The organism is Halomonas marinisediminis, assembly GCF_004347715.1.
Lineage (GTDB): Bacteria > Pseudomonadota > Gammaproteobacteria > Pseudomonadales > Halomonadaceae > Halomonas > Halomonas icarae.
On the sequence record NZ_SLTR01000848.1, the window covers coordinates 1 to 222 of the forward strand.

The window sequence follows — 222 nt, forward strand, 5'->3', positions numbered from 1 at the left end:
TATACCAGAAGTTCAACGAGAACAATTACGTAGCATGTTTAGAAGACGAAATGATTTGGTTAAGGATTTTAGACGTATAAAAAGTTATATAAAAATGCAATTGTTATACTTTGGCATAGAAGTACCTCAAGAGTTTGATAATGACCATTGGAGTCATAAGTATAGAAATTGGATTGATACTTTGGAATTTGAGTATCCTACTTTGCGATTCACCTTAGATAG

The 222-nt window shown here is 31.5% G+C and carries 1 protein-coding gene; it reads left to right on the forward strand.

Features of this window, described 5'->3' with window-relative positions; all coding sequences use genetic code 11:
* The coding region (locus E0702_RS19860) for a hypothetical protein (protein ID WP_205742182.1) at nucleotides 1-222 on the forward strand (222 nt) is incomplete at both ends.